Origin of the sequence: uncultured Desulfovibrio sp. (assembly GCF_944324505.1) — a bacterium.
In the GTDB taxonomy this organism is placed as follows: Bacteria; Desulfobacterota; Desulfovibrionia; order Desulfovibrionales; family Desulfovibrionaceae; genus Desulfovibrio.
This window is the reverse complement of sequence record NZ_CALUWO010000006.1, coordinates 56,020-75,527: the sequence shown is the minus strand read 5'-3', so window position 1 is coordinate 75,527 and position 19,508 is coordinate 56,020. Positions and strand designations below refer to the sequence as shown.

Below are 19,508 nucleotides of genomic sequence, written 5' to 3'. Positions count from 1 at the left end.
TTGTCAGCGCAGGGACTGCACCCAGCGCAGCACTTCGGCCACAGGACCGATGAGGTCCTTGGGAATGTAGGCATTTTCCGTTCCCTGCTCGTAGAGGCTGCGTGCCAGCGGCACATTGCGCATGACGGGGATGCCCTCTTCCCGGGCCACTTCTATCATCCGCTGGGCCAGCACACCCTGCCCCTTGGCCAGAATGACGGGCAGGGGGGTTCGTTCCTTTTCGTAGTCCAGGGCCACGGCAAAATGGGTGGGATTGGTCACGAGTACCTTCGCTTTGCGAACATTGGCAATCTGGTTCTGGGCAATCATTTCCTGATGCAGCTGCCGGCGCTTGCCCTTGATCAGCGGGTCGCCTTCGCTTTCCTTGTATTCCCGCTTGACTTCTTCCTTGCTCATCATGTTCTGCTTGTTGAACTGCCAGCGCTGGAAAAACCAGTCCGCCGCGGCAATGACGCAGAAAATGCCCGCCGCCGTAAAGACCAGGTCCCAGCCTGCCGCCCCCAGCAGAAGCCACATGTCGCCGATGTTGCCCTGGGGAATGCGGAAGAGGCGCGGCAGGTAACTCTTGAAAATAAGATAGACGCTCAGGCCAAGCACCGTGACCTTGAGGATATTTTTCAGAAATTCCACAAGGTTCTTCAGCGAAAAAACCTGCTTGAACCATTTACTCATGTTCAGGTTTTCCATCTTGGGCAGCGCGGCCTGCACGGAAAAGAGCACCCCAACCTGCATGAGATTGGCGCACAGCGCCACGCCCAGGACCATGCCGATGAGCGGGCCGGCCACCCGCAGCGAGGAAACAATGGTGCTGGTGACGGCCAGTTCCAGGGCCTCGTCAAAGGGGCGGTTCATGAGCAGCATGGGTACTTCACCCATGCTCAGGATGCCCTTGAGCATTTCGCCGGACATGGCCAGCAGATAGACCGCCACAGCCATGACCGTCAGGGCGGAGGGCACATCCTGACTCTTGGCCACCTGGCCGCGCTCACGAATGTCGCGCAGGCGTTTTGGCGTTGGTTGTTCTGTCTTTTCACTGCTCATGGGGCAAAACTGCGTGTGGCTGCGTCCTGTGAACCTGGCGGCCGGTCAGGGCAGGAGGTTGGAAAGTTTGAGGATGGATTCGCGCGTGTGCTGGAACAGGTCCGGCGCGTGCGACAGCAGCAGACCAAAGTAGAAACAGAGCAGAAAGGCCGCGATGCCGCACTTGATGGGCATGGCCAGCACGTAGACGTTGAGCTGCGAGGCAAAGCGGTTGACCAGACCAAGGGAAATATCCGTCAGCAGGCAGGCCACGGCAATGGGACCGGCCAGCAGCAGCATATGCCCCATGAGCCAGCCCACCTGTCTGGCAAAGTACAGGGGCGCGTCCGGGCTGAAGTCCCCCGGAAATCCCCGGGTAACCGGCCAGATGTCATAGCTGGCATAGATCAGGCCCACAAAGGCAAGAAAGGCCCCGGATGTATAGAAAAGATAGACCAGGCTCTGGAACAGCAGCTGCCCCAGGGGGCTGCTCTGATCGCCGGACAGGATGTCGGCCCCTTCGGCCATGGTGGCGCCGCGCTGATTGTCCATGAAAAAACCGGCGCTCTGCACGGCCCAGAAGACCATGCCCGCCAGAAAGCCGATCATGAGACCCAGCAGGGTCTCCTTGAGCAGCAGCAGGGCCAGGCGTCCGCCCGTGGCCAGACTCAGGGCGGCAGACAGGGTGATGTCGTCGGTGAGGCTGTTTACGATGACCGGATGCAGGGGCATGTACAGGGCCAGGACCAGCAGCAGCCGTATCTGCCCTGTCACCACCGATGCCCCGAAAAAGGGCGCCACCATCACCAGCGCAAAGAGCCTGGGCATGCCCAGCAGCAGGGCTGTCATGTGGGCATAGACACCCAGTTCCTGGAGAAGTCCCGAAAAATCCATGTGGGTTCCGTGTCACCCCCCGGCGGGGAGGCTCAGAGCAGATAGAAGCGGCTGAAAATATCCTCGCTGTAGCGCAGAATTTCTCCGCCGAGCCATCCGGCCATGAGGAAGAGCGTCAGACCGACGGCCAGCAGCTTGACGCCGAAGGTCAGGGTCTGTTCCTGCAGCTGCGTGATGGCCTGAATGAGGCTGAGCACGATGCCCACCGCCGAAGCCACCACAATGGGCGGCAGGGAAAGAATCATGACCAGATACAGGGCCTTGGCCGCGTAGTCGATGGCAAGTTCCATGCGATGCTCCTACAGGCGAATCCTGTTGATGGGCTGTACGCTGATTTCCGGGGTGATTTCCTGATAGGAAACCACGGGCAGACGGTAGTGTTCGCCCTCGATGAGGCGGCGCACATAGCGCCGTATGTCCATGCTGGCCAGCAGCACGGGCATCTGGGGATGCTTGCGGTAGTCTCCCGCAGCGGCGCCCACTGCCGCGATGAAGCGGCGCGACGTGTCCGGGTCCAGGGCCAGAAAGGCGCCGGCAGAGGTCTGGCGGATGGCCTTGCGGATGGTTTCTTCTACCGAAGGATCCATGAGAATGGCCGGCAGCATGTTCTGCCCGCGCGAGTACATATAGCTTATCTGGCGCTTGAGGGCGCTGCGCACATACTCCGTCAGCATGACGGTATCCTTTTCCTTGGGACTCCATTCGATGATGGCTTCCAGAATGTTGCGCAGGTCGCGGATGGAGACCTGCTCCTGGGCCAGCCGCTGGAATATTTCCGCAATGCGCTGCACCGGCAGCAGGCGGGTGGCCTCGCGCACCAGGTCCGGCGCGCGTTCCTCCATGCGGTCCAGCAGATACTTGGTTTCCTGCATGCCGATGAAGCTGGAGGCATGGCGCGCCAGAATGAGCGAGAGATGATAGGCCAGAATGCGGGAATGACTCATGCAGGAAAGGCCGGCCTGTTCCAGCAGGGCCTGGCGATCGGCCGGAACCCACAGGCTTTCCACATCCGGCAGGAAGTTTTCCCCGCGCCGGACCTCCACCCCCAGCATGCGCAGGGTATCCTCGCTTTCGCGGGCCAGCACCATGCCCGCTTCCAGCGTACCGCGGGACATGGGAATTTCGTTGACCTGCAATTCGTAGGACAGGTCGGGCAGCAGGGGAGAAATACGCAGATTGATGCCCGGGAAGGGCACACCCAGGTCAAAATACAGGGCGCGGCGCAGGGCGGAGAGTTCGTCGTTGAGCGAATCGTAGTCCAGCGAGGCGGCCAGGCCCTGGGAAATGTCCAGAATGATGGGCACCGTGGGGGCAAAGTCGTCCTGGGGACCTGTGGGGCGGCGCTTCTTTTCCTGGCGGGTGGCGGACTGGAGGGACTGGTTCAGCTCCGAGCGGGCATCCCGCGGGGCAGGCGCGCTGCGGAGCCTATCGAGCAGATAGCCCAGACCGCCGATGGCAAGGGCCAGAGCAAAGAGCTGCGGCTTGGGGAAGCCGGGAATGAGCGCAAACAGAAAGATGAGGCCGCCGGCCATGAGCAGGGCCTTGGGCTGGGCAAAGAACTGGCCACCTATCTGCGCCCCCACATCTTCCTGGCTGTCGCCGGAACGGGTGATGAGAATGCCTGCGGAAATGGCAATGATGAGCGAGGGAATCTGGGAGACAAGGCCGTCGCCGATGGTGAGGATGCCGTAGATTTCCAGGGCCTCCCCTGCCGAGATGCCATGCTGGGTAATGCCGATGATGGTACCGCCCACAATGTTGACCACGGCCACCACCATGCCGGCAATGCTGTCGCCCTTGACGAACTTCATGGCGCCGTCCATGGCGCCGAACATCTTGCTTTCCTGGCTGATGACTTCGCGGCGGCGCTGGGCCTCCTCCATGTCAATGACGCCGGCGCGCATGTCGGCATCAATGGACATCTGCTTGCCGGGCATGGCATCAAGGGTAAAGCGGGCGCCCACTTCCGCCACGCGCTCGGCCCCTTTGGCAATGACCAGAAACTGCACGATGGTCAGGATAAGAAAGACCACGGCGCCCACCACAAAATTGCCGCCAAGGGCAAATTCGCCAAAGGTCTGGATGATTTCGCCGGCATCGGCATTGAGCAGGATGAGGCGGGTGGTGGTGATGTTCAGGCCCACGCGAAAAAGGGTGGTGAACAGCAGCATGGTGGGAAAGGAGGAAAATTCCAGCGGCGTCCGCACATACATGGTCATCATCATGATGGCGAAGGACAGGGCCATGTTGGCGCCGATGAGCGTATCCACCAGGGCGGTGGGCATGGGCATGATCATCAGGGCGATGACCGCCACCAGCAGGCCCACCAGGGCCAGGTCGCTGTGCCGTGTGGTCAGGGAAACAATGTTCCGCGCATCGGAAAGAAGACTCACGGCTGCCCACCCCCGGAGGCCAGATAGGCGTTGAGGGCATTGCGGGCCTCGCCGCTGCGCCCCATCTGCCACAGGGCGCGTGCCCGCAGCAGATGCAGGACGGCATGCCGGGAGGGCAGGTTGCCGCCGGCCAGGATGCGGTCCAGTTCCTCAAGGGCGCGCTCAGCCTCGCCGGATTCCAGACAGGCCACGGCAAGATAGCGCCGTGCCCAGGTATCGCCGGCATCCAGGGCCAGCAGGGCCTGCGCCAGCTTTTTGACGCGCCGGTACTGGCCCATGCGCACATACAGATAGCCCAGCACGTGCAGGGCGTTCTGCTGTTCGTCCGTGAGCACAGACGGGGTGTCCGCCATGCTAGCCTCCCACCATCAGGCCCATGTAGGCCTTGAGCAGTTCCGTATTGTCCAGCAGGGGCGCCAGCTCGTCCCGCACAAAGGCGCGCACAGCGGCCTTGTCACTGCCGCGAAGGGCCTCGAGGCTGCCGCGCAGCTCGGCCTGAAAGGTTTCCGGCTGCAAGAGGGAACCGTCACCGGTAACGGGGCAGAGCACCGCTTCCAGCTGACGTTCTGCCCGCCGGTTGTTGTAAAGTTCGTCCAGGCCGGCTTCCCGCGTGGCGCTGGATGCCAGCGGGCGGGCCTGGGGCAGATGGCTGGCCTGGCTGCCGGGGTCCAGAATGCGCTGGATGCCCAGGTTGGGATCAAGCAGATTGACGGGAGAGGATGGCATATCAGGCTCCCTGCAGAGTATTCATGGCCGTATCCAGTGTCTGGATGACCGCTTCCAGGGTGGCGGCAGTGACCTGCCGCTCTTCCAGACGGACCAGCAAGAGCAGGTTGTCGCCCTGCATGCCTGCCATGAGGGGAAAGGCGTGGCCGTGATGGTAGTGGCAGAAGGCCAGGGCGCGTTCTGGCAGGCCGCTGTCGTGCGGCGGACAGGGCCGGACCAGATAGACCAGCAGCTCGCCGGTCTGGCGGCGCTGCCGCTTTTCAAGGCACAGGCGGCCCATGCCGCTCACATCCAGCGCCACCATTCCCTGTGCCGAAAAGGACAGGCCCGGCAGGCCCATGCGCTTTCCCAGTTCGTTCAGTTCATGATCCAGCATTGCATTCTCCCTGTCTGGGCGGCAGCGGCTATGCCTGCGAGGCCAGCCAGGCGTCTTCGGCCGCAATGGCGGCATCCACGGCATCCTGCACGGCATCCAGCACCTTGGCTCGCCCTTCGTTGCCGTCAAAGAGCGTGGGCGAAAACGCGCGTGCGGTATTCAGCAGTTCTTGCAGAAAAAGCACCTTGTGCTCCACGCCCGTGGCGCCGGCCTCGTCGGCCAGGCGTTCGATGTGGCGTCCGCTGACAAAGCGTTCCTTGCGCAGGTCAAGAATCCTGCCCAGCAGGGCCATGTCATCCAGCGGGCACTGGTGCATGCCGTGCACCCTGTCCCAGCGCTCCAGCATGCGGGCGCAGAGGCTGCGGGCGCTCTGGAGCTGCCGCAGTTCCCCCAGGCCGGTATTGATGTATTCCAGGTGCCGCGTTTCCATGCTGGGCACATCGGCGGCCAGATCGCTGGCCAGCGCCTTGTAGAGAAAGTCCAGGGCCGCGTCAAAATCCTTGCCGTAATTTTTCTGGATATGGGCATAGAGGGTGTTGACATCGGTAAACTGACAGACGGCCTCCCGGTACAGCGAACGCAGGGAGGCCGCATCGCCCAGGTCCGGGAAGCCGCGGGCATTGAGGGCGCCGTTGATGCCGGCCCGTATGGCGGGGCCTTCCTGCTGCTCCAGTTCGCTCAGGGCTTCGTTCAGGGCCTTCAGGGTTTCCGGCGGCGTATCGCTGTCGCTGCCCAGCTGATCGCGGGCCTCGCACAGCGCTGCCCAGGCATCGGAAGGATCGGGAAAGAGCTGGCGCGCCTGGCGCAGCACCTGTTCCTTGTCTGCCCTGGCCTGAAGAAAGCTTTTCAGACGGTCCATCCGGGCGGTTTCGCCCGCTTCGCGCATCAGCTCCTGGTACTTCTTGACGCGCTCTTCCATGGCCTCGCTGATTTCGTCGCGTTCCTTGCGTTCCTCAAGCTCGAAATCGTCGGTGGTATCGGCGGCAAAGGTCAGTTCCTCGGCCGCGTCGGCCAGCAGCGACAGCGGAGACTCCACCACCGTGGCCGTACGGCCGAGCAGAGACCCCGTGAGCGGAGCAGCAGCTGCGCCTGCTCCAGAAGCAGGACTGTGCACGGCCTGCTGCTGGATGGAAAAATCGATGCTCATGGCAAATGTCTCCCGACCGGGCAAAAAGTTGTTGGCAACATGGTAGGCCATATGCCAGAATCATGCCATATGTTTCTGGTATCATGAGCCTGCCGTGACAGCAAGGCCGGAAGCCGGGAAGCGGGGGGCAGGGGAAGACCGCTGCCCGCAACGGCCTGTCCATGGAAACAAAGTTGTTGGCACATGCGGCGTGCAATGCCAACGATGTTTTCATCTTCATGAAATGACAGATGATTTTTCTGTGTTTTCAGCAAAATACCTGTCTGGCACGCTTTATGCTACATTAGAGAGCAACCACGCAACCCACAAAGGAGTTCCCCATGTCGTTTACTGAACAGGATATGAAGAAGCAGATGGAAGAGTTCGCCGCTCTCCGTGAAGAATTCTCCCGCCTGGAAAATCAGGAAAAAGCCATGCGCAAGCAGCTCGGTCTGCCGGAGCAGGGGCAGGAAAAGACGGATACGGCGTCGCTGTCGCCAGAACTGCGCCGGATGCTCGAAAACGCCGAGGCCGAAGCCCGCCGTGCCGGTGAAGCCCGCGCCGCTCAGGCTCGTGCCGCTGCCCGTCCGGCTGCTGGGGGCATTCCCGGAGGCGGGCGCCGGAACATTGTCCGCCTGTAGGCATGCGGGCAGCGCCGGTGCTGACGCTGTTATCCGGCTGACGTGTACCTTTTCATCATGACAGGGTAAGACGAGTAAAGGATTTCTCTATGAGTCAGGTCAATTTTTCCTCCACCTCCTCGGTTTCCCTGGGAGAGCTTGGTCCCACCACGAGCCTGCAGCTCATGTTTGCCCAGTTGCAGCTGGAACTGGCGGAAACCGCCAAGACCCAGGCCATGGACAAGATGGAGGCCATCTCCGAGGCCCAGGAGGAGCAGAAGTTCGTTTCTCAGCTGCTCAACGAGGCCCGGCAGTCCAAGGCTGACGCCAATTCGGGCATTTCCGCCGGCACGCAGAGCGAGACCTATTCCAACGGAACAACGGAAAAAAATACCAAGAACTGCACCCTGATGTCCAAGGAAATGGTGGACTATATGGATGCCCACGGTCTGGCCTACGACAAGACCGGCAATGACTACAACCATAGTTCGGATGAATGGGACGTGGCCATTACAGCCCTTGAGGGGCGCCTGGAAGAACTGGGCACCAATACCCAGCAGGAGATGGTCTATATTCAGGACTACATGGGCCAGTACAACTCCTACTTGCAGGGCGCCAATACCCAGATATCCAATGCCAACCAGACCCTTACCAGTCTGGCTCGCGGACAGTAGGACAGGCTTTACAAGGAATTGTGCATATGAATCAGGTCAATCTCAATACCACTTCCTCGGTTTCGCTTGGGGAACTTGGTCCCACCACCAGCCTGCAGCTCATGTTTGCCCAATTGCAGCTGGAACTGGCGGAAACGGCCAAGACCCAGGCCATGGGCAAGATGGAGGCCATCTCCGAGGCCCAGGACGAACAGCAGCTGGTCTCCCAGCTGCTCAACGAGGCCCGGCAGGCCCAGGCCGATGCCAAGGCCGGCGTGAACAGCAAACAGTCGTACACCTATACGTTTACGCGAGAAGACGGGAGCACGTATACGCAAACGGAAACAAGCACGGACAGCGCCATCCCCATGTCCCAGGAAATGGTGGACTATATGGATGCCCACGGCCTGGCCTATGACAAGTCCAATGGCGACCACCTCCAGCTTGCGGACGAATGGGACGTGGCCATCACCTCGCTGGAAAGCCGTCTGGAAGAACTGGGCACCAATACCCAGCAGGAGATGGTCTACATTCAGGACTACATGGGCCAGTACAACTCCTACTTGCAGGGCGCCAATACCCAGATATCCAATGCCAACCAGACCCTTACTAATCTGGCACGCGGACAATAGCGTCTGTAGGGAGGCGGTATGAGTCAGGTTACCTTTTCTTCCACCTCGTCGGTTTCCCTTGGAGAACTTGGTCCCACCACGAGCTTGCAGCTCATGTTTGCCCAGTTGCAGCTGGAACTGGCAGAAACCGCCAAGAGCCAGGCCATGGGCAAGATGGAGGCTATCTCCGAGGCCCAGGACGAACAGAAGCTGGTCTCCCAGCTGCTCAACGAGGCCCGGCAGGCCCAGGCCGATGCCAAGGCCGGCGTGGGCAACGATGCCGACAAGACGGCCACCTTCAATGTGCCCAAGAAGGATGCCGACGGGAATGTCATGGTTGATGACTCTGGCAACATCATCTATGAAACAAGCCGTACGGAAACCGTGCCCAAGGGAAACAACGCCACGTTCATGAGTCAGGAAATGGTGGATTACATGGAGCTGCACGGTCTGGCCATGGACCGGACAGCCAACAACTATTCGCACAGTGCGGACGAATGGGACGTGGCCATTACCTCGCTGGAAAGCCGTCTGGAAGAACTGGGCACCAATACCCAGCAGGAGATGGTCTATATCCAGGATTACATGGGCCAGTACAATTCCTACCTGCAGGGCGCCAATACCCAGATAGCCAACGCCAACCAGACTCTTACCAGTCTGGCCAGGGGCCAGTAGCCCGCGCGGCCCGCAGGGCAGGGACGGCATCATTCGTGTGTGGCGGTGCTTCGTGCAGTCCCCGCCCGCCACACGCAGTCCAACCTTTGAAGGAGCTTGTTATGACCCCCAATGTCGACCAGGAACAGGAAGTTCAGTCCGCCCTGAAGGAAATGGCCAAGGCGGCGGGACTTACGGAAGAAGAGTTTGCGACCATGCAGTCGGCCCTGGAAAAGGGCGCAACCCTTGCCGATGTCTTCAATATCAGCAAGGAGGCCATGGAATCCGCCTATGCCTATGCGTATAATCTGTACAATATGGGCAATTACAAGGATGCCGAAAGCATGTTCCGCGGTCTTTGTCTCTATGACGGCAATGATCCCCGCTACTGGATGGGGCTGGCCGGCTGCCTTCAGGCCCGCGAAGCCTATCAGCTGGCCATTGATACCTACGGCATGGCCGGGGCTGTCGGCGCCCTCAAGGACCCCACGCCCTTCTATCACGGCGGCCTGTGCTATCTGAAGCTGGGTGACGGCGAGAATGCGGCCAATTCCTTCCGCGCCGCCCTCGGCCTGGGCGACGAATCCATTCCCGCCCACAAGGCCTGCCATGACCGTATCCGCGCCCTGCTGGCAGCACTGGCCAAGGAGTAACCCTATGCCCACTTCCATTCAGAATACGCAGGGTTCACAGACCCTGGATTTTTCTGCCCTGACCCAGCTTGCCGCGCAGCAGTTGCAGACACAGGGCAAGGTCACGGTTCCCGGTTCGCAGGAAAGTGCCCGCAAGATGCTGGACAGCCTGATGGCTGCCACCGGAAACTCCCTGCCCGTGCTGGAGCAGCCCAGGCTGGGAGCCTCCAGCGGCACCAGCGGAAAAACGGGGGAGGGCAGCACGTTCGTGACAGGCGGCCTGACCATGGGAGGACTTTCACTGGAAACGCTGCTGGACGCCGTGGGCTTTGAGCAGCGCCGCACCGAGACCAAGGCGGGCATTGCCAGCCTGGAAGCCCATGCGCAGGAACGTGCCCAGGCCAACGAGGAAAAGCTCAAGTCCATCCAGGAACAGCTGGAAAAGGCCAAGAGCCAGAGTTTTCTGGACGGCCTGCTCAAGGCATTCAAGTATATCGGTCTGGCGCTGGCCGCCGTGGCTTCCGTGGCCATGATTGCTGCGGGCGCCGTGGGTGTGGCTGCCGGGGGGAGCGGCGTGGCGCTCATCGCGGTGGGGGTCGCCTCCATGGCGCTGCTGGCCAGCTCCATCACGGAGGAGGCCACAGGCGGCAAGGCGGGATTCAGTCCGGCCTTCATCATCGGCAAGATCATGGATGCCTGCGGGGCAAGCGAATCGGCCACCACCTGGACCAAGATGGCGGTGGACCTGCTGACCTCGGCGGCCCTCATTGCCCTCAGTTTCGGTACGGGCGCGGCCGGAACGGCCAGCAAGGCGGTGGGAACGGCAGTAAAGGCCGCTTCCAAGAGTGTGGAAACCTTTGAAAAGGCGGCTTCCATCACGGCCCGCGTGGCCACGGGGCTGGGCGGGGCCAATACCATTGCCCAGAGCGCCACAAGCATTGCCTCTGCCTCGAATCAGAAGGATATCAGCTTCCTGCAAGCCCAGCAGAAGCGGTTGCAGGCCATTCTTGAGCGAATCGCCATGGCCAATGATCTGGACATCGAACATCTCAAGGAAATGATGCAGCGCTCCGAACAGACGCTGCAAACCGTGTCCGACATTGTACAGGAAGGTGCCCAGACCAATGCCGCCATCCTCGCCGGCAATCCCGCCATGGCCTGATGACATAGACGCTGACCACGACCAGAAAGGAACGTGTCATGAGCATAGAGAACGTAACAGGCTATAATGCCACCCAGTATAACCTCTTGCTGGAACAGGCGCAGAGCCATGGCGTTTCCTCCGCCAAGGTGGAAGAGGCCATGCTCCAGGCCATCCAGGAGGGCAAGGACTTTTCCGCTGCCCTGAAGCATGTCGCCAATGCGCTGCCTGATCTGGCGGAACCCAAGACCTCCGCTGCCGTCAATCCCGACGACTGGGTGGCCCTGCCCAGTCCGGCGGCCCTGCTTGCCGGTGTCATCACGCAGGATGCCGCGGAGCAGCGGCGCATCAACCGCAGCCTCATCCAGTCGCAGGGCATGCAGATTGTGGGGCTGATGGAGCAGCAGGCCGACAAGATGGAAAAGGGCGCCATGCAGAAGTTTGCCTGCGCCGTGGCCGGCGCCGTGGTGAATATGGCTGCCGGGGCGGCCAGCATGGGCCTGGCCGCCACTGGTGTGGGCCGTTCGGATTCGGGCAAGCTGAACTTCAGGGCCGGTTCCAATGCGGATGCCCAGCTTACGGCAGCCGTGGCGCAGTCCATGAACACCATGATTTCCTCTGCCGGCAGCATAATCACCAGCGGCGGGGAATATGCCGAAGGGCTGCGCAATGCCGAGGCCAAGCGCTTGGAAGCCCAGCAGGAACAGATTCGCACCATGATGGAGCAGACCAAGCAGACCAACGACGCCATGAAGGACCTTGTGAGCAAGTCTCTGGACTTCATGAATGCCATGCAGGCCAACATGAATCAGACGCGCACAAAGATTCTTGGCTGAGAAAACCGGCAGGGCAAAAGCATTTGACGAGGCCGGCCGTTTTTGCATACCCTTGCTCCCAAACACGTTAGTTACCTGTGCAGGACAGACCATGGCTCTACTGGATGACAGGGCAAGCGCCCTTGCCGCAATGGCCCACTGGAAGACCCCCCGACCGGAAAAGGACGGATCCTACCGTTTTGCCCTGGAAAATGACCTGAGCGTGACCCTGCTTTCGCCGGATGGGCGCCGGTGCGTCCTGCGGGCGGAGCTGCTTTCCCTGCCGCCCGCAGGGCCGGACCGCGAGGAGCTGCTGCGCAGCGTTCTGCGCCAGCAGGCCGGCATCTGCGCTGTCCGGGCGTCGGTGGTGGCCCTGGAGCGGCCGGGAGACAGCCTGCTCACGTCCGGCACGTCCGGGGACTGCCTCATTCTCCAGTCGCTGCTGGAACTTGATGTGCCGCAACGGCAGTTTGACGAAGCCGTGCGGGACTTTCTCAATGATCTGTCATGGTGGAAGCGTGTCCTTCATGCCACCCCCGGGAAAGCCACGGGGGGGGAATCACCCTTTGCCATGCCGGACCGCTTTTTCGGAGGCGTCTATTGAAGTGCCGTGCGCTTGTGCTTTCTGCCCTGCTTCTGGTCTTCTGCTGCCTGCTGGCAACAGAAGGCCTTTGCGCGTCTTCCCGCGCATCGCTGCCCTTCCGGTCGGCCTTTTCCTACTATGCGGATAATGAAAATATCTGCACGGTGCTCTCGGCCTTTGCCCGTGCCGAGGGCTACGGCTCTGTTTGCAGCTCGGGGCTGAGCGGGCAGATGAGCGGGCGCTTTGAGCAGCTGATGCCACGAACCTTTCTGGATGGCATGCGTTCGGCCTTCGGGGTACGCTGGTATACCCAGGGACGCACCGTCACCTTCTGGCACGATGCCGAAAAAACCAGCGCCTTTCTTGCCCCCACCACCGTGTCCGCCGCTGAACTGCGGAACATGCTGCGCAGCGCGGGCATGATTTCGCCACAGCTGCCGGTGCATCTCATTCCTGCGCAGAATCTGCTGTCCGTCAGCGGACCGCCCATTTATGTGGACCAGCTCAAGGCCGCCATGGCGGCCTTTGAAGAGGCCCAGGGCAGCCGCATGGTCATGCGGGTCTTTCCCCTCAAGCATGCCTGGGCAGAGGATATGCAGGTCAGCAGTATGGATGCCACGGTGACCATCCCCGGTGTGGCCAGCATTCTGGCAGCCATGGCCGCGGGCAAATCCATGACCAGTTCCAAGGTTTCCGTCCTGCCGTCGGCACAGAGCGGCCTGCGCGGCAAAGGCCTGGCCGCCATGAGCACGGCCACGCCAGCCAAGGAAACGACGGGCACACCGGCAGAAGGCGATGCCGGACAGGGCGGAGCCACCCCTCCCGGCCCCAATATCATTGCCGACCCCCGCGTCAATGCCGTGGTGGTCACGGATGCCGAATTCCGCATGAGCTACTATTCCAAGGTCATTGCCGATCTGGACCGGCCCGTGGAACTGGTGGAAATTCATGCGGCCATTGTGGACATTGACAGCGATTTTTCCCGCGACTTCGGCGTCAACTGGTCCGGTACCGGCGCCTACGGCAAAAACTGGACGGGCGGCGGCAGCGGCGGCGGCGCATCGGGCAGCGGCATCTTTCCCATGGCAGGGGCATCCAGCGCGGCAGGTCTTTCCTATTCCACACTCTATACGCATGGTTCGGACTACTTTCTGGCGCGGGTCAGCGCACTGGAAGAGGACGGGCAGGCCCGCGTGCTGGGCAAGCCCTCTGTACTGACCATGGACAATGTGCAGGCTTCGCTGGAAAATACCAGCTCCTACTATGTGCCGGTGTCGGGCAACGAGTCTTCCGACCTGTTCAAGATCGACTCCGGCACCGTGCTGAAGGTTACGCCGCACATCATCCCCAGCGAGGTGCCGGGGCAGCCGGACAGCATCAAGCTCATGGTCAGCGTGCAGGATGACAGGGATGACGGCTCCGGCTCGTTTTCCGTGGACCCGCAGAACCTTTCGCCCATCAAACAGACAAAGATCAATACCCAGGCCATTGTGGGGGAAGGGCAGAGCCTGCTCATCGGCGGCCATTATTACGAAATCCAGAGTGATGCCGAATCCGGCATTCCCGGCCTGAAGAATATTCCCATTCTGGGCGGCCTGTTTGGTTCCACCGGCAAGAAGCATCAGCGTATGGAGCGGCTCATTCTCATTTCGCCGCGCATCGTACGCATGGATTCGCCCTCCAATGTGCCGGCCAGGGTGGATGATCCGCGTTTCAGCCGCACGCCCACGCAGACCGACTACGAGGACCGCCTGCCCCAGAAGCCCCCAGTGGGCGGCTGTGCCCGCCGGCGGGAGCTGGCGCCGGATGTACAGCCCGCTGTGCCACGCACGGTTCCCGCTCCGCTGGCTCCCACTACGACGCCGGCCGGCCAGATGCAGACCAGCGCCACGGTGCAGCCGGTGATTACCCCCGTGCGCAGTTCCACACCTGCCATGGCGGGGAATCCCGCGGTGATGCCTGTGCGCAGCCCTGCACTTCCGGCAGGAGGGCAGCAGTGACCGACGTCAGAGCCAGTGTTCTCTGTCTGTATGTCTTTTCTGGGCCGCATCTTGGGGCGCGCATTGATCTGCCCGCCGGAACCTGGGTAGTGGGGGCGGACGATGCCTGCGACATCATCCTCGCCGGCCTGGCTGCCCGGCATGCCGTGCTGGACGTGTCTGTGGCGGAGGACGGCGCGCCTGCCCTGGATGTTTCGGCCCTGGATGGTACCGTGCGCCTCGCGGATGCGCAGGAAGCGATTCAGGAAGGCTCCGTCAGACCCTCGGCGGGAACGGCATGGTACCTTGGTCAGGTCTGTCTGGCCTGGAACCGGCCGGGCATTCCCCAGCCGGTCCTGGTGCCGGAAATGGCCGTGGCGCCACAGGCGCCAGCTGCCCAGGCCCCGTCTGCCCCGGAGGCAGAGGCTCCCGCGCCGGCGTCTTCCGCCGTGCCGTCGGGCGACAGCAGCGTTGCCACTGCCAGCCCGCCGGTTCCGGCCGAGAACGGGAACGATGTTCTCATCCCCCTGCCAGAGGAGCCGTTGTCGCCGCCGCATCCTCCCCGTCCGCTGCGGCGGGCCGTGCTGCTGGGCCTGGTGGCTGCCGGTCTCATTGCGCTTTCGCTGGTGCTTACGCCGGCCGGGGCGGATCCGCAGCAATATCCGGCGCTGGTACAGGAATATCTGGAAAATGCCGGCATTCGCGGCCTTCAGGTCATGCCGCGCAGCCCGGGCGTGGAAGTGCGCGGCACGGTTGCCGATGAGGCTACCATGGTAAAACTGCGAAACATGGCACGCGGATTGCAAATACCTGTCTATCTGGAAGTGGCCGTGCAGGCGGATATGCTTCGCGCCGTGCGCAGCTCGCTGGGCATCCGTGGCTTTTATCCCGACGTGACTCTGTGGAACACCAAGGGGACCCCCCGCCTGCGGATAGCCGCCTACATGAAGGACGGCCTTCTGGAAACCGCCGCCTTTGCGGCGCTCAAGGATGAGGTCAGGGGACTGCCGGAAATGGACAGGCATATCGTGCATGAAGAGGACCTGGCTCCCGTGCTGGAAACGGCGCTGAAGCAGGCCGGCCTGTCTGCGGTGCGTGCCGTCTACCTGCCGGGGCGAGTGGATTTTACGGGGGATATCCGTCCGGAAGACAGCCGGAAGCTGGACGACATCCGCAAGGACGCCGGGGAACTGTTCGGCATCCAGCTGCACGGAACCTCGTCGGCATCGGGCGCGCTTGCTGCCGCCGAGCAGGCGCTGACGCCTTCCCGCGAGGCCCCCGCCGCGCCCGGCGAAGCACCCCGGCCCACGGCTTCCGGTACTGCCGATCCGCTGGGCGGGCTGCGGGTTACCGGGGTTACCATGTCCCCCATGCGCTTTGTCACCACGGCCGATGGCAGGCGTCTGTTCGAGGGGGCGGTGCTTCCTGGCGGCTGGACACTGGAAAGCATTGACACCAAGGTTCTCATGCTGCGCAATGGCAATCAGGTCGTCAGTCACAAATTGCGAGGTAAGTGATGGAAATGGAATCAGCGTTTGACATGTTGTCCGAGGATCCCTCCGGCCAGGGACTCAAAAGCATCCGGGAAGAGCTTTTTGCCATGCGCGCCCAGGTGAAGCAGGCCATGGATGCCGGCATGACGGCCGAGGAAATGGCCGTTGCCCGCCAGGTGATGACTGCCGTGGATAATGCCGACGCGGTGGCCGGCCGCGCGTATGATGTCCTGAACCGGTAGCCGTCGTACGGCGCTTGCCTTCAAAAATTTTTCCCACGCTTTGCCACAGGCAGAGCAGGGGACAGTCAGGAGCATAACATGAATATCGTAGGAAACTCGGGCGGCATCGACGTGGGGCAGCTTTTTCAGAATGCCACCAACGGACTGAGCAAGGACGGTGAAGCCCTGCAGACCATGATGAACGATATCAGCGCCTCCGGTGAAGTGGACCAGATGGACCTTCTGAACTTGCAGTTTGCCATGGGGCAGTACAATGCCAAGCTGGAGACCATTTCGTCGGTAACCAAGAGCATTCAGGACATGCTCAAGTCGCTCGCCCAGAGAACGGGCTAGCATGACGGATGTCTGCACGGGGTGGTAACACAGCTGCGGGCCGGCTTGCCGGCCTGAAAACAGGGAGAAAAACGCATGTTGACTGAACGGCAGATCGCCCGGTTGCTGGACCTGGCCAATCTGGCCTGCCAGAAAGGAATGATCGGTGAAGGCCGAAGCATCTTTCAGGCAGTGCTGGCCATCCGGCCGGGCTTTGCGCCAGCGCTGGTAGGGCTGGCTTTTTCCCATATTGTGGTGGATGATTTCGATGGCGCCCTGACCCTTCTGGACAAGGTGCTTGCCGCCAATGCCGCCGATGCGGATGCGCTGGCCATGCGCGGGCTTGCCTGCATGCTGGCCGGCCGCAGGGAAGAGGCAGAACAGGCCTTTGCCGGCATTCCCCAGGACTGCGCGGCGGCAGCCATGGCCCGGGCCGTCATGGAAGTGGCCTGATACTGACGGGCGGGCATCCGGCCAGAGGCTGAGCCATGATCGAGGTATCGGCACAGGGAGCAAGCAAGCTGCTGGAGGCACTGGAAAAACTGTCTGCCTGGGCTGGAGACATGCCGGGCAGCGGTCCTTCCGGTGCGCCTTCCCGCGAGCTTGTTCAGGCCTTTGAAGATGCCCTTGCCGCGTCCCCGGCGCCAGGAGGAGCCGCAGAAGCAGCAGGCGCCGGCGCGCCGGGAGCCGCGGATATGTCTCCGGCCGCTGCGGGTGACGTGCTGCCCGGGCCGGCTCAGGAGCTGCCGTCCCTGAACGGGCCGCAGGTCCCGGACACTCCGCAGACCGCTGCAAGCATGCCTGCGGCGGACGCGGATGACACGGTAGCGCGGCAGCACCATGTCTCGTCCGTGACGGAAGCAGGGGAGTCGCCCCAGGTCGCTGCCGGCGAAAAGGCGCCCCCCGCAGCGCAGGCGGCTTCCCGTGTGGAAGCGCCCCACCAAACCGATATGCTCAATGAGCTGGCCCGGCTGCTGGAGCAGACCTCCCAGCCGCATGCCGTCATCGGCCCGCAGGAGCTGTTTCGCGTGCAGTATCTTGTGGGCATGCTCAATGCTCAGGCCAAGGCGGGTGTCCAGACATCACAGCAGACGACGCAGGGCATGGAAAGCCTGCTGCGTCAGTCCGGCTGATATTTTGCATTTGTTGAGGTTGTCCATGCTGCGTCCCCTGCGTGTGCTGCTGTTGCTGCCCCTGCTTGTTCTGCTTGCCGGCTGCAAGGTGGAGATGTATTCGGGCCTGTCCGAAGACCAGGCCAACCAGATGCTGTCAACCCTGCTGCGCCGGGGCATCGGGGCGGAAAAGACGGCTGCCGGCAAAAATGGCTATACCCTGTCGGTGGATGACGATCAGCTGGTGCTTGCCTTGCAGGTGCTCAAGGAAAACAGCCTGCCGCGGGAATCCTTCAAGAATCTGGGGGAAGTCTTTGCCGGAGACGGCATGATATCGTCCGGCTCCGAGGTGCAGGCCCGCATGTCCTACGCGCTGTCGCAGGAGCTGGCCGATACCCTGTCACGCATTGACGGCGTTCTTACCGCGCGGGTGCATGTGGTGCTGGGTGTCAACGACAAGGTGAACAATATTACCATTGTGCCTTCGGCGGCGGTTTTTCTGCGCCATACGCCGGATTCGCCCGTAGTCAATCTGGTGCCCGAAATCCGGGAGCTGGTGGCCGGCGCCGTGGCCTCGCTCAAGTATGACAATGTGAGCGTCATGCTGGTTCCGGTGCGCGAAAGCGTCACCGTGCCGGATTCCCGGCCCGCGTCGCCGCTGCTGTCGCCCGGCGCGCATACGCCGGCGCTGCTCTTGCAGATGCTGGCCATGGCTGCGGGACTGCTGGCTCTTGGCGGGGGGGCATATGTGGCTGTCCGCCGCCTGCTGGCCCGCCGGCGCGCGGCGCAGGCCGCGCTGCCCGACAGTGCCCATACGGGTGACGACAGGCAGGGCACCGTCTGATGCACAAGGGCTTTTTTGCTGATACGCTGGCCCGCCGTCCCATGCTCTGGCAGGCCATGCTCCAGGCCGATCAACAGCCGCTGCGCCTTATTCCCGCAGACTGGGACAATGCGCTGGGCTACAGGGCGGACAGTCTGGGCGCCTGGCTGCTGCGGCGCCCGCTGCACAGCCTGCCGTCCGACACCTGCCCGGAAGACACGGAGCCTTCCCCCTTCTGGGACTATGACGAGGAATCACGGCGTCTGGCCCTGCTGGATGACGCGGCGCTGGCCGCGCTGGGCAACATGAGCGGCGTGGCACTGCATGCACCGGAAATTGCGGCCGTGCTGCTGCGGGATGAGGTGCTGGCCCTGCGCGAGGCCCTGGGGGAAGCGCTGTATCAGTATGCCCTGTACCGGGGGCGCTATGAGCTGGGGGCGGTGCGCCGTTTTTTCCTGTGGCGGGACAGGGGCCTTCCCCTGCCGGAACGCTGCCTGCTGCACGGGCATATGGCGCTCAGGCTGGTGGCTGACCTCTGGCCGCAGGCGCTTCTGCGGCGTGGCCTGCCGCATCTGCCTTCGCTGCCGGCGCAGGCGAGCCTGCCCGACCTTGGGGAAGAGGAGCGCCACGAGCTGTGGCGCAGCCTGAAAAAACTGCTGCTCAAGGAGGTGGCTCCGTCATGGGCACCCTGTTTCAGCTGACAGGCAACCATGTGCTGCCGGCACCCGGCGTTCGCGTGCTGCGGGCAGTGGACTACGCCAGTCTTGTCGAGGCCAACCGGCTGCTGGCCATGGCGGAGCAGCGGGCGGCTGCCATGGCCTCCGATGCGGAAAAGGCCTATGAAGAACGCCGGCGGCAGGGCTACGAGGACGGCCTCATGGAAGGCCGCATGGAGCAGTCGGAAAAAATGCTGGAAACGGCCATGCAGGCCGTGGAATATATTGAAGGCGTGGAAGGCAAGCTGGTGGATGTGGTGACCTCTGCCGTGCGCAAGATCATCGGCGAGCTGGACGACAGGGAATGCACGGTACGGGTGGTGCGCAATGCCCTGGCCGCCGTGCGCAGCCAGCAGCGGGTGCTCATCCGGGTTTCGCCCGATGACAAGGACAGCGTTCGCCAGGCCCTTGCGGCCATGATTTCCGCATCGCCCGGCGCAGCCACCTTTCTGGACGTGACGGCCGATCCCCGCATGAAGCCCGGAGACTGCATCCTGGAATGCGAACTGGGCGTGGTGGACGCCAGCCTGGAAACACAGCTCAAGGCCATCGAGCATGCCCTGCTGAGCAAGATCAGGGAGTCCTGA

The 19,508-nt window shown here is 62.4% G+C and carries 25 protein-coding genes; 17 read left to right on the top strand and 8 right to left on the bottom strand.

The features are described 5' to 3' along the window. Positions 1-3: 3 nt before the first annotated feature. From sctU to sctW, 8 genes are read right to left on the bottom strand one after another with little or no spacing between them, the layout of a single operon-like run. The gene (gene sctU / locus Q0J57_RS07685) at positions 4-1,041 is read right to left on the bottom strand and encodes a type III secretion system export apparatus subunit SctU (protein ID WP_297218933.1); all 1,038 of its coding nucleotides are present in this window, start codon (positions 1,039-1,041) and stop codon (positions 4-6) included. A gap of 45 nt (positions 1,042-1,086) precedes the next feature. Then, positions 1,087-1,914, bottom strand: coding sequence for a type III secretion system export apparatus subunit SctT (gene sctT / locus Q0J57_RS07680; RefSeq protein WP_297218931.1), 828 nt, complete (start codon positions 1,912-1,914; stop codon positions 1,087-1,089). 32 nt (positions 1,915-1,946) lie between these two features. Beyond that, a complete protein-coding gene (sctS, locus tag Q0J57_RS07675) occupies positions 1,947-2,204 on the bottom strand; it encodes a type III secretion system export apparatus subunit SctS (protein ID WP_297218928.1) in 258 nt (85 codons plus the stop codon). Positions 2,205-2,213: 9 nt separating this feature from the next. Continuing rightward, entirely contained in the window at positions 2,214-4,307 is a 2,094-nt protein-coding gene (gene sctV / locus Q0J57_RS07670) for a type III secretion system export apparatus subunit SctV (RefSeq protein WP_297218926.1), read from the bottom strand. Continuing rightward, positions 4,304-4,660 (bottom strand): tetratricopeptide repeat protein, encoded by a 357-nt coding sequence (locus Q0J57_RS07665; RefSeq protein ID WP_297218924.1) that lies wholly within the window; start codon positions 4,658-4,660, stop codon positions 4,304-4,306. Before Q0J57_RS07665 ends, sctV begins: the two co-directional genes overlap by 4 nt. 1 nt (position 4,661) lies before the next feature. Then, the gene (locus Q0J57_RS07660) at positions 4,662-5,033 is read right to left on the bottom strand and encodes a type III secretion protein (RefSeq protein ID WP_297218922.1); all 372 of its coding nucleotides are present in this window, start codon (positions 5,031-5,033) and stop codon (positions 4,662-4,664) included. Between the two features lies 1 nt (position 5,034). Next, positions 5,035-5,409: a type III secretion chaperone SycN gene (sycN, locus tag Q0J57_RS07655; RefSeq protein WP_297218920.1), complete on the bottom strand. Its 375-nt coding sequence runs from the start codon at positions 5,407-5,409 to the stop codon at positions 5,035-5,037. 28 nt (positions 5,410-5,437) lie between these two features. Beyond that, positions 5,438-6,556: a type III secretion system gatekeeper subunit SctW gene (sctW, locus tag Q0J57_RS07650; protein WP_297218918.1), complete on the bottom strand. Its 1,119-nt coding sequence runs from the start codon at positions 6,554-6,556 to the stop codon at positions 5,438-5,440. Between the two features lie 320 nt (positions 6,557-6,876). Here sctW and Q0J57_RS07645 point away from each other — a divergent pair, with 320 nt between their 5' ends. From Q0J57_RS07645 to Q0J57_RS07565, 17 genes are all read left to right on the top strand, one after another. Continuing rightward, positions 6,877-7,176 carry a hypothetical protein gene (locus tag Q0J57_RS07645; RefSeq protein WP_297218916.1) on the top strand — a complete coding sequence of 100 codons (300 nt, stop codon included), beginning with the start codon at positions 6,877-6,879 and terminating at the stop codon, positions 7,174-7,176. 89 nt (positions 7,177-7,265) lie between these two features. Continuing rightward, on the top strand, positions 7,266-7,829 hold the full coding sequence (locus Q0J57_RS07640; RefSeq protein ID WP_297218913.1) for a USH1C-binding protein 1: 564 nt from the start codon (positions 7,266-7,268) through the stop codon (positions 7,827-7,829). 26 nt (positions 7,830-7,855) lie between these two features. Further along, positions 7,856-8,440, top strand: a complete 585-nt coding sequence (locus Q0J57_RS07635; protein ID WP_297218911.1) for a USH1C-binding protein 1 — start codon at positions 7,856-7,858, stop codon at positions 8,438-8,440. Positions 8,441-8,458: 18 nt separating this feature from the next. After that, entirely contained in the window at positions 8,459-9,094 is a 636-nt protein-coding gene (locus Q0J57_RS07630; protein ID WP_297218909.1) for a USH1C-binding protein 1, read from the top strand. Between the two features lie 101 nt (positions 9,095-9,195). Next, positions 9,196-9,726 (top strand): SycD/LcrH family type III secretion system chaperone, encoded by a 531-nt coding sequence (locus Q0J57_RS07625; RefSeq protein WP_297218907.1) that lies wholly within the window; start codon positions 9,196-9,198, stop codon positions 9,724-9,726. 4 nt (positions 9,727-9,730) lie between these two features. Next, the gene (gene sctE, locus Q0J57_RS07620) at positions 9,731-10,867 is read left to right on the top strand and encodes a type III secretion system translocon subunit SctE (RefSeq protein ID WP_297218905.1); all 1,137 of its coding nucleotides are present in this window, start codon (positions 9,731-9,733) and stop codon (positions 10,865-10,867) included. A 38-nt stretch (positions 10,868-10,905) separates the two neighbouring features. After that, a complete protein-coding gene (locus Q0J57_RS07615; protein ID WP_297218903.1) occupies positions 10,906-11,682 on the top strand; it encodes a hypothetical protein in 777 nt (258 codons plus the stop codon). A gap of 91 nt (positions 11,683-11,773) precedes the next feature. Beyond that, positions 11,774-12,265 (top strand): hypothetical protein, encoded by a 492-nt coding sequence (locus Q0J57_RS07610; protein ID WP_297218901.1) that lies wholly within the window; start codon positions 11,774-11,776, stop codon positions 12,263-12,265. Then, the gene (gene sctC, locus Q0J57_RS07605; RefSeq protein ID WP_297218899.1) at positions 12,262-14,244 is read left to right on the top strand and encodes a type III secretion system outer membrane ring subunit SctC; all 1,983 of its coding nucleotides are present in this window, start codon (positions 12,262-12,264) and stop codon (positions 14,242-14,244) included. The genes Q0J57_RS07610 and sctC overlap by 4 nt, the downstream gene beginning before the upstream one ends. After that, positions 14,241-15,740 carry a type III secretion system inner membrane ring subunit SctD gene (gene sctD, locus Q0J57_RS07600; protein ID WP_297218897.1) on the top strand — a complete coding sequence of 500 codons (1,500 nt, stop codon included), beginning with the start codon at positions 14,241-14,243 and terminating at the stop codon, positions 15,738-15,740. The genes sctC and sctD overlap by 4 nt, the downstream gene beginning before the upstream one ends. A 23-nt stretch (positions 15,741-15,763) precedes the next feature. After that, positions 15,764-15,958, top strand: coding sequence for a hypothetical protein (locus Q0J57_RS07595; RefSeq protein WP_297218895.1), 195 nt, complete (start codon positions 15,764-15,766; stop codon positions 15,956-15,958). A gap of 78 nt (positions 15,959-16,036) precedes the next feature. Further along, positions 16,037-16,291, top strand: coding sequence for an EscF/YscF/HrpA family type III secretion system needle major subunit (locus tag Q0J57_RS07590; protein WP_297218893.1), 255 nt, complete (start codon positions 16,037-16,039; stop codon positions 16,289-16,291). 75 nt (positions 16,292-16,366) lie between these two features. Further along, positions 16,367-16,723, top strand: coding sequence for a tetratricopeptide repeat protein (locus tag Q0J57_RS07585; RefSeq protein ID WP_297218890.1), 357 nt, complete (start codon positions 16,367-16,369; stop codon positions 16,721-16,723). A gap of 35 nt (positions 16,724-16,758) precedes the next feature. Further along, positions 16,759-17,403 (top strand): hypothetical protein, encoded by a 645-nt coding sequence (locus Q0J57_RS07580; protein ID WP_297218888.1) that lies wholly within the window; start codon positions 16,759-16,761, stop codon positions 17,401-17,403. A 25-nt stretch (positions 17,404-17,428) separates the two neighbouring features. Then, positions 17,429-18,226 (top strand): type III secretion system inner membrane ring lipoprotein SctJ, encoded by a 798-nt coding sequence (gene sctJ, locus Q0J57_RS07575; protein ID WP_297218886.1) that lies wholly within the window; start codon positions 17,429-17,431, stop codon positions 18,224-18,226. Next, entirely contained in the window at positions 18,226-18,906 is a 681-nt protein-coding gene (locus Q0J57_RS07570) for a SctK family type III secretion system sorting platform protein (protein WP_297218884.1), read from the top strand. Before sctJ ends, Q0J57_RS07570 begins: the two co-directional genes overlap by 1 nt. Beyond that, positions 18,885-19,508 (top strand): HrpE/YscL family type III secretion apparatus protein, encoded by a 624-nt coding sequence (locus Q0J57_RS07565; RefSeq protein WP_297218882.1) that lies wholly within the window; start codon positions 18,885-18,887, stop codon positions 19,506-19,508. The genes Q0J57_RS07570 and Q0J57_RS07565 overlap by 22 nt, the downstream gene beginning before the upstream one ends.